We start from the raw sequence: 12,558 nt of genomic DNA, 5'->3' as shown, positions 1-12,558 counted from the left end.
TCGATCGCCGGGGTTGCGCAGGCGTGCATGCGTCGCTTCGTAGACCGTGCCGAGGTATGGTCTCTCAGGCGGGTCCCGCCAACGGCGCGTGTCACCCGCGCGCTTCGGGGAGTTCGACGACAAATCGCGCCCCTCCGCCGGGCCTCGCTTCCGCCCACACCCGGCCGTGGTGGCGGTACACGTGGTCCGCGACGATCGCCAGCCCGAGCCCTGTTCCCGAATCGGGATCCCGTCGTCCGGCGTGCAGTCCCCGAGAGAACCGCTCGAAAATGCGTTCCCGGAGTTCAGCGGGCACCCCTTCGCCGGCGTCGTCCACCTCCAGCCGGACGACGCCGCTGCGCGCGTGCGCGGCCACTCGGACGGCACCGCCCCCGTAGCGGGCCGCGTTGTCGAGCAGATTCGCCAGCACGCGGTCGAGACGGCGCCGGTCGGCGGCCACCAACAGGGGATGCGGGGAGAGGTCCAGCGCCGGGCGCGGGGCGGGACTGCTCGCGATCCCGCTGCGGACGAGCGGGCCGAGATCGACCAGTTCGCGTTCCTCGCCGTTGTCGGCCTGGTCGACGGCGGAAATCTCCAGCAGGTCGAGCACCATGCCGCGGAACCGGTGCAGTTCGGACAGCAGGAGCTGCAGCGCTTTCTGCGCGGGCGCGGGCATGGCGTCGCGACGGCGGTCGAGGACTTCCGCGACAGTGGTCATCGTCGTGAGCGGGGAGCGCAGTTCGTGGCTGACGTCGGCGGCGAACCGGGCGTCGCGGCGGACCCGCTGTTCGAGGGCGTCGGCGGTGGAGTTGAACGTCGCGGCGAGGGGCGCGAGGTCTGGCCCCGCCTGTTCGGGCAGCCGGGCGCGCAGGTCGCCGCGGGCGATCCGGGCGGCGGTCTCGGTGAACGCGGCGAGCGGCCGGAGCGCGCGCCGGGCCGCCCACGCGCCGAGAGCGACGCCGAACAGCCCGCACGCGAGCGTGCCCGCGACGAGGATCATGCGCAGGTGGTGGAAGGTCCGTTCGAGCCCGAGCAGCGGATGCAGTTCGACGTAGAAGCCGTTCGACCCGGCGAGCGGTTGTGCGACAGCGAGGACCGGAACCCCGTCGGCGATGAAGCGCTCGTGCGCGGGCGTGCCCGGACGGGCCCGGGAGAGCAGACCGGGCGGGAGGTCGTTCGGCCCGATCGGGCGTCCGGCGATGCGCCAGCCGCTGGGCAGGGACACGAGAATGGTCGAATTCGGCCCGGTGGCAAGGCCCGAAAGCAGTTCGGCGAGACCGTCGGACTGGGAGTGGACCTCGTGGTCGACCAGCCGCGCGTTGACGCGGGAATGGCGGTCGGCGCTCTGTTGGCGCTGGTTCAGCAAATAGCCGGTGGCGAGGTGCCAGGTGGCGGCGGACAGCGCGCTGACCACGACCAGCAGGCCGAGCCCGAACGCCGCGGAAACGCGCCAGCGCAAGGAAAGCCGGGTCCGGTTCACTGCTGGGGATTGGCGCGGTAGCCGATGCCCCGGACAGTCAGCACGAGGCGCGGACAGTCGGGATCCGGCTCGACCTTGCGCCGCAACCGCCTGATGTGCACGTCGAGCAGCCGGGTTCCGCCGAAGTAGTCGCGCCCCCAGATCCGGTGCAGCAGCTGTTCCCGCGTGACCACCTCGCCCTCGGCCGCGGCCAGCTCGGCCAGCAGCCGGAATTCGGTGCGGGTGAGGCGAATCGGTGCGCCGTCGCGGGAAACGGTCTCGTCGTGCGTGCTCAGCAGCAGATCGCCGACTTGGAGGCAGCACCGCCGAACCGGCGCGGCCCGCCTCAGCAACGCGCGAATACGGGCCGCCAGCTCGCCCGCGACGAGGGGCTTGGTCACGTAATCGTCCGCGCCTGCCTCCAAACCCGCGATGACGTCCTGGCTGTCGGCACGGGCGGTAATGATGATGACCGGCAGTTCGCCGCGCTCGCGCAGCTCCTTGCAGACGGCGAGCCCGTCCATGCCGGGCAGCATCAGGTCGAGCAGGACCACGTCCACCCTCGCCGCGTCGAGAGTCTCCAACGCTTCTTCGCCGGACGAAGCCTGCGTCACCGCGCAGCCCTGGTCAGCGAGCGCGAGCGAAAGCGCTTCGCTGATCAGGGCATCGTCCTCGACCAGCAAGACTCGCACCGTCATCGGGCCGCCCCTCCGCCGCAGAATATGCCCTAGAAATTGTTCCCTATCGCGGCAAGAGCGGGCCGGGTGCGGATTCCTTCGTGTACAGCCGCAGAAGGCGGGGTTTTCGGCGGGGCGAGCCCTTGCCGGTAAGAGGCAGTGACTCAACGAGGGTCCTTGGCCTCTCGAACGGCCGGGCAGCCGTTGCCACGATGAGGCATCAGCGGAATCTCGGACGACGGGAGAACGACAGTGATCTCGGCCCGGTACCTCGTAATCGGCGGCGTCGTGGCCGCACTCGCCAGCGCGACCGGTGTGGCCCAGCCAGCTTCCGCGCTCACGGCGTCGTGCCGGACCAGCGGATTGCACGTCGCCCTCGGCCGGGGAGAGGGGGCGGCCGGGCACCACTACGTGCCGATCGTCTTCACCAACTCCGGCCGCAGCGCCTGCGCCTTGGCCGGTCACCCCGGGGTTTCCTACGTCGCGGGCCCGGACCGGCACCAGGTGGGCGATGCCGGGATACGCGAACCTGGGGTGTCGCCGAGGCTGACGTTGGCACCCGGCCAATCCGCCACGGCGTGGGTCGACCAGGTCGACGTTGACGTTTACGATCCCGCGAGCTGCGCGCCCCGTCCGGTCTATGGGTTGCGGGTTTATCCGCCGGGCAACACCGAGTCGGCGATCGTGGCGGAGCCCAACGCGCGGGCGTGCGCGAAGCACCTGCCCGGGCAGCGACCGCTGGCTGTGCGGGCGGTTCAAGAGCGCTGACGACTGGAGGTGCGCTGCCCAGCCGGACAGCGCACCTCCAGATCAAGGCAACTGCCGCACCAAGTAATCCCACACCGCCTGCACCGCGCGCGGGTGGTAAATGTGCTCCCGCTTCGCCCGCGACTCCTCCGGTGGCGACCAACTAGGCCAGCCGCCGAACGACTGTGTCAGCAACTGCTGCTCACACGCCCGCTCCAGCACCACAGCCGCGACCGTCGCGCTTTCGACCGAATCTCCGACCGCCACGATTCCGTGGTTCACCAGGAATACCGCGCGAGCGTTGCCGAGTTCCGCGGCCAGGGACTTGCCCAATTCGGGCGTCAGGATCAGATCTGCGGTCTCGGTATAGCGCGGCACCTCCGGCGGCACGAACAGGTTCGCGGCATGGCTCACCGGCCGCAGGTCCTGTTCGGTCGCGGCCAGGGCGACGGCGTGCGGCGCATGGGTGTGCACCACCGCGTTCACGTCCGGGCGCGCGGCGATGACCTCGGTGTGGATGGGGTATTCGCTGTGCCGCGGGCCGGCCCCGGAGACGACCTCGCCGTCGGCGTTGACGAGGTGCACCCGCTCCGGCGTGACCTCCTCCATGCCCCATTCCGCGGACTTGATCCACACGCCCCGCCCGTCGGCGTCGCGGCACGAGACGTGGCCCCAGATGAGGTCGCCTTGTCCGGCGGCGGCCAGGATCCGGGACGACAGCGCGACGAGTTCCTGTTGCGTGCTCATCGGTGCACCAGCCCGCCGTTGACACTGAGGGTCTGGCCGGTCAGGTAGCTCGCGTCGTCGCTGAGCAGGAACGCGGCCAGGCCGGTCATGTCGTCGGCCCCGGCGGGGCGGTGCAGGGATTGTGCTCGCAGCATGGCCTCGCGTTGTTCCGGGGTCACGGTTTCCCGCGCGACTTCGGTGTAGACCGGGCCCGGCGACAGGGTGTTGACCCGGATGCCGAATTCGCCGAGTTCGCGCGCCATCGAGAACGTCATGCCGTGCACGCCGCCCTTGCCGGCGACGTAGTGCAGGTAGCCGGGGCGGCCGAGTCGCACCGCGTCGGAGCCGATGTTGACGACGCTCGCCGACGGCGAAGCCTGCAGCAGCGGAAGCAGTTCCGACACGAGCAGCCACGGGCCGCGGAGGTTGACCGCCATCAGGCGGTCCCATTCGTCGTCGGTGATCTCCCAGAACGGTTTCATCTTGATGGTGGAGAAGATCGCGGCGTTGTTGATCAGGCCGTCGACCCGGCCGTGCGCCTCGGTCAATAGCGCGGCGAACTCCGCACAGCTGGCACGGCTGGAGACATCGAGGGCGTACGCGCTGGCTTTGCCAGGACCGGCGAAAGAAGCCGCGGTGGTTCGGACGCCCTCGAGGTTGAGGTCGGCGAGGACCACGGTCGCGCCTTCGGAGACCAGGCGGCGGGCATAGGCCGCGCCGATGCCTTGGGCCGCGCCGGTCACGACGACGACCTTTCCGGCGAGTCCGTCGAGGGTCATGCGAGGCTCCAGCTTCGGTAGGAGGGTTCGCCGTCCGGGACGATCTCGGTGGACAGCAGCGTCAGGCAGCCGGGGCAGAACGCTTGGCGCAGCAGGACTTTCCGGTCGACGAACGCGGCGGGGTCGGCGTGCACGCCCGGTCCGGCTTCGGTGGAGGGGCGTTCGTGGCGGCGCGCGTGGGCCATCGGTTCGGCGGTGGTGTCGCCGATTCGTGTCGCGCAGTGGCGGCAGACGACCGCGCCGGTCGCGTCGTCCACGCGGAGGTTGAGGTCGAGGTTCATCGGTGCGCTCCTTCCGGCGGAGTGAGCCCGGCGCGCTCGTACCGCAGCCGGTCGCGTTGTGCCGCAGTGGCCGCGAAGTCGGGTCCGCCGTCCACGAGCATGACGCCGTAGACCTCCGTCGCCGCGAGAGCGGACACCTTGCCGTTGCGGACATCCGCGGCGACACGTTCGGGTTCGCGGTGCAGCGGGTCGCCGATCCCGCCGCCGCCTTGCCAATGGGTGAAGTAGACGTCCGCTTCGGCGAGATCGGTTTCGAGATGCGGCGGGAGGGTGTCCGCCTGGCCGCTCAGGTCGTCGATCGTCTGCGGGATCCGGCCGTTGGCGAGCTGGTCGCGCACGGTGGTGTCGCGGACGAGGACGTCCCATTGCGTGGCAGCGGGGTAACCGCCGGAGATGCCGGGAGCTTGCGGCACTGCCTTTCCGTTGGCCGAGACGACGAGGTGCACGCTGCGCGTGGGGGAGTCGTAGGGGATGAAGCAACTCGACGCTCCGACGCCGCCGCGCCACCGGCCCGGTCCGCCGGAATCGACCTCCTCGCGCCGCCAGAGGTAGAGCATCGGGAAGCTGAACTCGTTGATCTCGATGTCGGCGATGCGGCCCATCGGGATGCAGTTCTCGCCGCCGGTGTCGACGCCGTCCCCGTCGACCTTCGCGCCGAGCCCGCCGGACATCGCGTCGCACAGCATCGTGGCGAAGCCGCCGCCGCGCTGGTCGACTCCGGCCAGCAGGGTCAGATCCCAGGTGCCGCAGCAGACGCTCATCGCCGACCGGCTCAGTTCGGCGTGCGTGCTCAGCATCTGCGCGACGGTTTCGGAGACCGCGTTCTGCGTGGACCAGGCCGAGTTGACCGACGCTTTCCCGATGCCGGCCGGGAAGGCGCAGTTGTTGATCGTCCCGGGTTCGCTGACGATCTCGACGCACCGGTAGATCCCGCCGGGCGACCAGGAGATGTCCGGGCACAGCATGGTCAGCAGGATCGGCAGGATCCCGCCGCGCAGCCCGGCGAGAGTGCAGTTGATGATCCCGTCGACCTGCGGGTCGGTGCCGGTGAAATCGAACGTCAAGGTGTCGTCCTGTTTGGACATCGCGACGACGATCTTGTGGATGTCCCGGTCGCCCGCCCGCGCACCGTCCTGGTGCGCCACGGCCGACCACGTTCCGTCCGGCAGCGAGCGCAGTTTCGCTCGCAGCTGGGATTCCGCGTTGCCCATCATCTTCTTCATCACGGCCTTGACAGTGTCCGGGCCGTACTTGTCGATGAGCGCGGTCAGCCGATCCTGGGCGACGTTGTTCGCGCCGATCTTGGCGCGCAGGTCCAGCCCGACCAGTCGCGGGACGCGGGACCGCCGCAGGTACATGTCCTCCATGTCCGAGCGCAGCGTGCCGCCTTCGACGATCTTCACCGGCGGGATCGGCAGAGCCTCCCAGAACACGTCGTGCCCCTCGACGGACCAGCTTCCCGGTGAGACCCCGCCGAGGTCGACCTGGTGCGCGACCGCGCCGGTCCAGCAGAACAGCTGACCGTCGTAGAACAGCGGCGCGAGGACGGTGACGTCGTTCTGGTGCAGGCCGCCGCCGATCCACGGGTCATTCAGGAGAAACTGGTCGCCCGGCGCGATTCCCGGGTTCTCGGCGCGATGTTCCAGCGTCCAGCGCACCGCCATGTCCAAAGCGGACCCGAGCTGCATGTTGTACAACCCGACCTGGACGGTTTCGCCGGTCTCGTCCATGATGCCCGCGCCGAAGTCGTTGCAGTCGGTCACCACGACCGAGCCGGACATCCGCTTGATCGCGTCGCCCATGTCGTCGGTGATCGCGACCAGCCGGTGCCGGACCACCTCGTAGGTCAGCGCGTCGACGTCGTGGGAGCTGACGCGGTGCAGGTTCAGATCGCCGAAGCGGGCTTCGGGGTCGAGGGGAGCGCCGGACTGGACGAATCGCTCGGAACCGGCGACGGGGATGACGGCCATCAGGAGTGTTCCTTCCGTTCGGGGAAACGGATCACGAGGTTGCCCAGCCGGTCCACCGTGGCCTGAGTGCCCGGAGGCAGGGCGACCGTGGTGGTGGGCGCTTCGACGACCGCCGGTCCGCGGATCTCGTGTCCGGTGCCCAGAGCGCGGTAGTCGTAGATCGCGGCGGGCTGCCGCCCGGTGCGCACGTCGAGCAGGACGTCCCGCTCGCCGCTCGTGGCGGGCTCGCCGGGCAGGGTGGCGTGTTCGGGCAGTTCCGGCTGGATCTGCAGGATCCCGGTCGCGCGGACGCGGTAGGTGATCAGCTGCAGCCCGGCGTCGGGGAAGCCGGATCCCTTGCCGTACAACGCTTCGTAGCTCGCTTCGAAGTCTCGGCCGAGCTGCTCCACCGACTCGCCGGTCAGCTCGCCGCCGGGCACCGGAGTCGCGACTTCCGCGAGCTGCATGGTGTAGCGGATGTCGGCTTCGCGTTCGTAGCTGATCGCGGAGAAGGTCAAGCCTTGTTCGGCCAACCGGCGTTCGAGTTCGCGTTCCAGGCCGGTGAAAACCTCGTTCCCGGTCTCTGCGGGTACCGGCATCGCGCCCGGCTGCGACTGCTCGGCGGTCAGCACGATGTCCGAGGCGGCAAGGCCGTAGGCGGAGAACACCGCGGCGGTGGAACCGAGCGGAACCACGACCTCCTTGACGCCGAGGTCGGCCGAATAGCTCGCGCAATGCATCGGGCCCGCGCCGCCGAACGCGTAGAGGGTGAAGTCGCGAGGGTCCTGGCCGGAGTTGACCACGACCTTGCGCACGAGGTCGGCGGTCTGGGCGTTCTGGATCGCGTAGATCGCCGCCGCCGCGTCCTCGACGGACATGCCGAGCGGCGTCGCCACCACCTTGTCGATCGCGTCGCGGGACAGCTGGACGTCCAGTTTCTTGCGCCCGCCCAGGAAATTGTCCGGGTTGATGATGCCGAGGACGAGGTCGGCGTCGGTGACCGTCGGCTCCCAGCCGCCCTCGCCGTAACAGGCGGGGCCGGGACGGGCGCCCGCGCTGCGCGGCCCGACGCGGAGGTTGCCGCCCGGGTCGACCCAGGCGATCGCGCCCCCGCCGGCGCCGATGGTGTGCACGTCGACCATCGGCGTGCTGATCGTGTACTGGTTGAGGATCGTGCTCGTCGTGGTCACCGGTTTGCCGTCCACGACCAGCCCGACCAGGAACGTCGTGCCGCCCATGTCGGTCGAGATCACCTTGTCGTGGCCCAGCGACGCGGCCATCCGCGTGCAGCCGACGACGCCGCCGGTGAGCACCGAACCGATCGTGGTGATCGCGTGCGCCGGAGCGTCGGCGGCCGTGACGCAGCCGCCGGAGCCCTGCATCACCAGCAGCGCGCCGGTGAGCCCGCGGGCCCGTAGTTCGGCTTCGAGCGGACGCAGGTAACTGCCGAGCCTCGGCCCGACCTGCGTGTTCATGATCGTCGTGACATTGCGCGGGTACTCCCGGATGCGCGGGCTGACCTCGCTGGACAGCGCCACGTACACCTCCGGCGCTTCCTCCCGCACGATCTCGCGCACCCGCTGCTCGTGCGCGGGATTGCGGAAAGACCACAGGAACGAGACCGCGATCGCTTCCGCGCCGTCGGCGAGCAGGTCACGGACTGCGGTCCGGACGCCGTCCTCGTCGAGCGGGACGACGACGCGGCCCTGGTAGTCCACGCGCTCGTCGATCTCGCGGATCCGTTGCCGGGGCACCAAGGACGCGGGTTTCGCGGTCCGGGCCATGTGCTGGATGTCGTCGCTGCCCAGACCGGCGTAGCGGCCTTCGAGGTTCATGATGCTGATCGAGTCCGCGTGCCCGCGGGTGGTGAGGAAGCCGACCTGCGCGACGTCCCCGGTCACCAGCGCGTTCAGCGTCGAGCTGGTGCCGTGCACGAGATAGTCGGTGTTTGCGAGCAGTTCGCGCACCGGGACGCCGAGTTCCGCGGCGAGTTCGTCGATCGCGGTGAGGAAGCCGGTCGCGAAATCCGGGGGAGTGGACGGGGTTTTGGCCGCGGCGAGCCGGTTGTGCTGGTCGGCGACGAAGGCGTCGGTGAACGTTCCGCCGGTGTCGATGCCGATGACGTACGCCATGAGGGCCCCTTTGCCTTCGATGGTCAGAACATGACGTTGATGGACTTGGTTTCGGTGTAGCTGAGCAGTTCTTCGAGGCTCTCTTCGCGGCCGACGCCGGATCCCTTGACACCGCCGAAGGGCACGTTCGGGAAATGCCGGGACGAGCCGTTGATCCAGACGAACCCGGCTTCGAACGCGCGGGCGACGCGGTGCGCGCGCGTCACGTCGGCGGTCCAGACGCTCGCGGTCAGCCCGTAGTCGACGCTGTTGGCGATGCGGACCGCTTCCGTCTCGTCGGCGAACGGGATGACCGACAGCAGCGGGCCGAAGACCTCCTCGCGGGCGATCCGCATGTTCGGGCGCACACCGGTGAACACCGTGGGGGCCACGAACAAGCCTTGATCCACGCCAGCCGGACGGCCGCCGCCGGTCGCGACCCGCGCACCCTCCGCCACCGCGATGTCGATGTAGGACAACGACTTCTCGTACTGGGCCCGGTTGATCATCGTGCCCTGTTCGGTGCGTTCGTCGAACGGGTCGCCGATCCGCCGCGCCTCGATCAGCTCGACCACGCGGGCGACGAGCGCGTCGTGGACGTCCTGGTGCACGAGCAGCCGCGAGTTCGACCCGCAGGACTGTCCGGACCAGGTGAAGTTCATGCCGAACACCGCACCGGCGGCCGCGGCTTCGAGGTCCGCGTCGGGGAACACCACCATGGCGTTCTTGCCGCCGAGTTCGAGGCTGACGTCCTTGACGCCGCTTTCGGCCGCCGCGCGCTGGATGGCGCGCCCGGTGGGTTCGGAGCCGATGAACCCGATCCGCCGGACGTGCCGGTGCCGCACCAGCGCGTCCGGCACCGCGGGACCGTCGCCGACCACCACCGACAGAACGCCGGGCGGGAAGATGTCCTTCGCCAGCTCGGCCAGCCGCAGCGCGGACAGCGGCGCGGCCTCCGGCGGCTTGAGGATGGTGGGATTGCCCGCGACCAGCGGGGCGGCGATCTTGCCCGCGAACATCAGCGGATGGTTGTAAGGCACGATCCGCGCCACCACGCCGACCGGCTCGCGCGTGGTCACGTGCAGCGCCGTGCTGGCTGGAATTGTCGTGCCTTTGAGTTCCAGCGCCTGCCCGGCGAACATGCGAAGCTGGGCCACCGTCACGCCGACGTCGACGCGCGAGTTCGAGATCGGCGAACCGGCGTCCACCGTGTCGAGCAGGGCCAGTTCCTCGCCGTGGCGCTCGATCGCGTCGGCCAGCTCGACCACCAGCTTCGCGCGCTCGACGGGCAAGGTGTCCCGCCAGACCGCCTGGGCGTCGGCTGCGGCGCGTACTGCCTCTTCGACGTCGTCGGGTCCCGCGTCGGGGACCTCGGCGATCACGGTGCCGGTGTAGGGGGACACCCGGGAGAAGGTGGCGCCGGACCGCGCCGGGACGAGCTTGCCGTCGATGAGCAGGCGCCACTCGCGGTCGAGAAGTTCGGCGGCCCGGGTCGGGATTTCCGGGCCGGAATGTGCTTCGAGCATCGTCGCTCCTGCGGTTCCTGAGTCCCGCGGGGATCTGGAGCCCCGCGTGCCGTTGGCTCATGCTAACCCCGGGGTCCGACAGAAAGTCTAGTCTGCGGACTCGAATTCTGTTCTACAGAAACTATGCGAACTCTTTCCCCGGAGAGCACCCGCAAACGCCCTGGTCCAGATACTCTGTCTGCTATGCAGACATCCGCTGCCGAGGCCGGTCCCGCGCGGCCCGCTCCCCAGTACCCGATCGAATCCGTGGACCGCGCGCTGCGGCTGCTCCGGATGTTCAGCGCCACCAGGGAACTGCGGCTGTCCGACGCGAGGGACGCCCTCGGCGTGGGGCAGTCGACCGCGCACCGGCTGATGGCGATGCTGGTCCACCACGGATTCGTCGACCAGGATCCGGCCAGCCGCGTCTACCGCGCCGGTCCCGCGCTGGTCGAGATCGGGCTGTCGGTGGTGAACCAGATGGACCTGCGCGCGGTCGCGCGGCCGGTGCTGCAGTGGCTGTCGGAGACCACCGGCGAGACCGTGCATCTCGGCTCGCTGGAAGGCAACCAGGTCCGCTTCCTCGACGTGATCGAGAGCGACCGGGCGCTGCGGGTCTCCGGCCGGGTCGGGCGCACTCTGCCGGCGCACGCGACGAGCCTGGGCAAGGCGATGCTCGCGCATCTTCCCGACGACCAGATCGCCCAGCGCTACCCGGACGACGTGCTCGGCCAGGTCACCACGAAGACGATGACGAGCCGCAGCGCGCTGCTGGCCGAGATCGAACGGATCCGGCGGCGCGGTTACGCGCTCAACGCGGGCGAAAGCGAGGACGGCGTCAGCTCGATCGGCTGCGCGGTCGCCCGTCCGGACGGTCCGCTGCTCGGCGGGCTGAGCGTCGCGGCGCCGACCGGGCGGATGACCAAAGCCCAGCGGGACGAACACGCGGTCGCGCTGGTGGAGGGCTGCCGGAAGCTGGCGGAGAAGCTGGCCTGAAACGGCTCGCTGACCGTCCAAGGTCCGTGAGGGGAACCCTGAGGGAATCAGATTCCCTCAGGGTTCCCCTCACGGACTGCTGGCTTCACCGCTGGCCGCCGGTTTCGACTTATCGGGTGGCGGTCAGATCGTCTGCGGCAGACAGCGGGACAGGGTCGAACATCGCCGGTTCGTCTTCGGGAAACAGGGCGGTCGGGCCGTAGAGCCAGTCGGTGAACGCGTAGTCGTCCGTCTCGCGGGTACGCAGCAGAGTGTTGCGTTGTTCGCGCTCGGCACCGTCCAGATGCCACAGGTTTCCCCAGGCGCGGGCGGTCAGCACGACTCGGCGGCAATGTTCCGTCCGGACCGCCTCGTACGCGGCCAGCGCACCGTCCCAATCCCCAGCGCCCAACCGCTTCACGTGTTCGGCGAGGACCCAGCCGTCCTCGATGGCCATGATCGCGCCCTGCGCCAGATATTGCAGGGGCGGGTGCGCGGCATCGCCAAGCAGGGCCAGTCGGCCGTCGACCCAAGTCGAGATCGGGTCGCGGTCGTACATGCGCCACCACTTGTCCCGCCACATGCGCGGGACCCCGGCCCGCACCTCGTCGCAGGTGGCGGCGAAGGCGGTGTCCAGTTCGTCCGGCGTACCCCAGTCTTCGAGTCCTGCCACCGCCTTCGGCGATTCGAAAACGGCGACCTGATTGAGCAAATCGCCACCGCGGAGTCCATAGTGGACGAAGTGGCAGCGCGGCCCGACGTAAACCACGACTTCGGACAGATCGACCGGACGCCCGACCTCGGCGCTCGGCACCGTGCCGCGATAGGCGACGTACGCCGACGAGACCGGCTGGTCGTCCGCGAAATGCTTCCGAGCCACCGAGTGCAGGCCGTCGGCGGCGATCACGACCGGTGCGGTGTGGACGGTGCCGTCGTCGGTCACCGCGGTCGCGGGGTCGTGCGTGTACGACACGATCCGTTGCTCGGTAAGGAGTTCCACGTCGGCCTCCCGGCAGGCGTCGAGGAACAGCCGGTGCAGGTCGCTGCGGTGGATGACCAGGTACGGGAAGCCGTAGCGCCGTTCGAGGTCGCGCAGGTCGAGCGCGGTCAGGTCGCGGCCGTCGACGGCGTCGCGCATGACCATCCGGTCCGGGACGACGCCGCGCGCCTTCGCGGTGTCCAGCAGGCCGTAGGCGTCGAGGATCCGGGTGCAGTTGGGGGCGAGCTGGATGCCCGCGCCGACCTCGCCGAATTCCTTCGCCTGCTCCAGGACCCGGACCCGCAGGCCGAGCCGGGACAGCGCGAACGCGGTGCTCAGCCCGCCGATCCCGCCGCCGACGACGAGCACGTCAGGGGTGTCCATGGGCTCT

Annotated in this window: 11 protein-coding genes; 2 read left to right on the top strand and 9 right to left on the bottom strand. The window is 69.8% G+C overall.

The features are described from left to right. Nucleotides 1-91 precede the first annotated feature (91 nt). Both ACZ7SW_RS07590 and ACZ7SW_RS07585 read right to left on the bottom strand, forming a co-directional pair. Nucleotides 92-1,459, bottom strand: a complete 1,368-nt coding sequence (locus ACZ7SW_RS07590) for a sensor histidine kinase (RefSeq protein WP_470229575.1) — start codon at nucleotides 1,457-1,459, stop codon at nucleotides 92-94. Beyond that, nucleotides 1,456-2,136, bottom strand: a complete 681-nt coding sequence (locus ACZ7SW_RS07585; protein WP_470229574.1) for a response regulator transcription factor — start codon at nucleotides 2,134-2,136, stop codon at nucleotides 1,456-1,458. Before ACZ7SW_RS07585 ends, ACZ7SW_RS07590 begins: the two co-directional genes overlap by 4 nt. A gap of 231 nt (nucleotides 2,137-2,367) precedes the next feature. Between ACZ7SW_RS07585 and ACZ7SW_RS07580 the strand changes: the two genes are divergently transcribed. After that, nucleotides 2,368-2,883 (top strand): DUF4232 domain-containing protein, encoded by a 516-nt coding sequence (locus ACZ7SW_RS07580; protein ID WP_470229573.1) that lies wholly within the window; start codon nucleotides 2,368-2,370, stop codon nucleotides 2,881-2,883. 42 nt (nucleotides 2,884-2,925) lie between these two features. Here ACZ7SW_RS07580 and ACZ7SW_RS07575 read toward each other — a convergent pair whose 3' ends face one another. Genes ACZ7SW_RS07575 through ACZ7SW_RS07550 form a run of 6 tightly spaced genes read right to left on the bottom strand, consistent with a single transcriptional unit; the run spans nucleotide 2,926 to nucleotide 10,234 of the window. Continuing rightward, a complete protein-coding gene (locus ACZ7SW_RS07575; RefSeq protein ID WP_470229572.1) occupies nucleotides 2,926-3,609 on the bottom strand; it encodes a class II aldolase/adducin family protein in 684 nt (227 codons plus the stop codon). After that, nucleotides 3,606-4,367: an SDR family NAD(P)-dependent oxidoreductase gene (locus ACZ7SW_RS07570; protein ID WP_470229571.1), complete on the bottom strand. Its 762-nt coding sequence runs from the start codon at nucleotides 4,365-4,367 to the stop codon at nucleotides 3,606-3,608. The genes ACZ7SW_RS07575 and ACZ7SW_RS07570 overlap by 4 nt, the downstream gene beginning before the upstream one ends. Then, nucleotides 4,364-4,648, bottom strand: a complete 285-nt coding sequence (locus ACZ7SW_RS07565; RefSeq protein ID WP_470229570.1) for an acetone carboxylase subunit gamma — start codon at nucleotides 4,646-4,648, stop codon at nucleotides 4,364-4,366. The genes ACZ7SW_RS07570 and ACZ7SW_RS07565 overlap by 4 nt, the downstream gene beginning before the upstream one ends. Next, complete coding sequence (locus ACZ7SW_RS07560) at nucleotides 4,645-6,618, bottom strand: hydantoinase B/oxoprolinase family protein (RefSeq protein ID WP_470229569.1); 1,974 nt, start codon at nucleotides 6,616-6,618, stop codon at nucleotides 4,645-4,647. The genes ACZ7SW_RS07565 and ACZ7SW_RS07560 overlap by 4 nt, the downstream gene beginning before the upstream one ends. Continuing rightward, nucleotides 6,618-8,729 carry a hydantoinase/oxoprolinase family protein gene (locus tag ACZ7SW_RS07555; protein WP_470229568.1) on the bottom strand — a complete coding sequence of 704 codons (2,112 nt, stop codon included), beginning with the start codon at nucleotides 8,727-8,729 and terminating at the stop codon, nucleotides 6,618-6,620. Before ACZ7SW_RS07555 ends, ACZ7SW_RS07560 begins: the two co-directional genes overlap by 1 nt. A 23-nt stretch (nucleotides 8,730-8,752) precedes the next feature. Next, a complete protein-coding gene (locus ACZ7SW_RS07550) occupies nucleotides 8,753-10,234 on the bottom strand; it encodes an aldehyde dehydrogenase family protein (RefSeq protein ID WP_470229567.1) in 1,482 nt (493 codons plus the stop codon). Between the two features lie 183 nt (nucleotides 10,235-10,417). Here ACZ7SW_RS07550 and ACZ7SW_RS07545 point away from each other — a divergent pair, with 183 nt between their 5' ends. Next, a complete protein-coding gene (locus tag ACZ7SW_RS07545) occupies nucleotides 10,418-11,209 on the top strand; it encodes an IclR family transcriptional regulator (protein WP_470229566.1) in 792 nt (263 codons plus the stop codon). 109 nt (nucleotides 11,210-11,318) lie between these two features. Here the strand turns inward: ACZ7SW_RS07545 and ACZ7SW_RS07540 are convergent, their stop codons facing one another. Beyond that, nucleotides 11,319-12,551, bottom strand: coding sequence for an FAD-dependent oxidoreductase (locus ACZ7SW_RS07540; protein ID WP_470229565.1), 1,233 nt, complete (start codon nucleotides 12,549-12,551; stop codon nucleotides 11,319-11,321). Between the last annotated feature and the right edge of the window lie 7 nt (nucleotides 12,552-12,558).

The organism is Amycolatopsis sp. NPDC114484 (genome assembly GCF_055633755.1).
The sequence above is the reverse complement of the archived record's forward strand: the minus strand, read 5'-3'. Positions and strand labels throughout refer to the sequence as shown.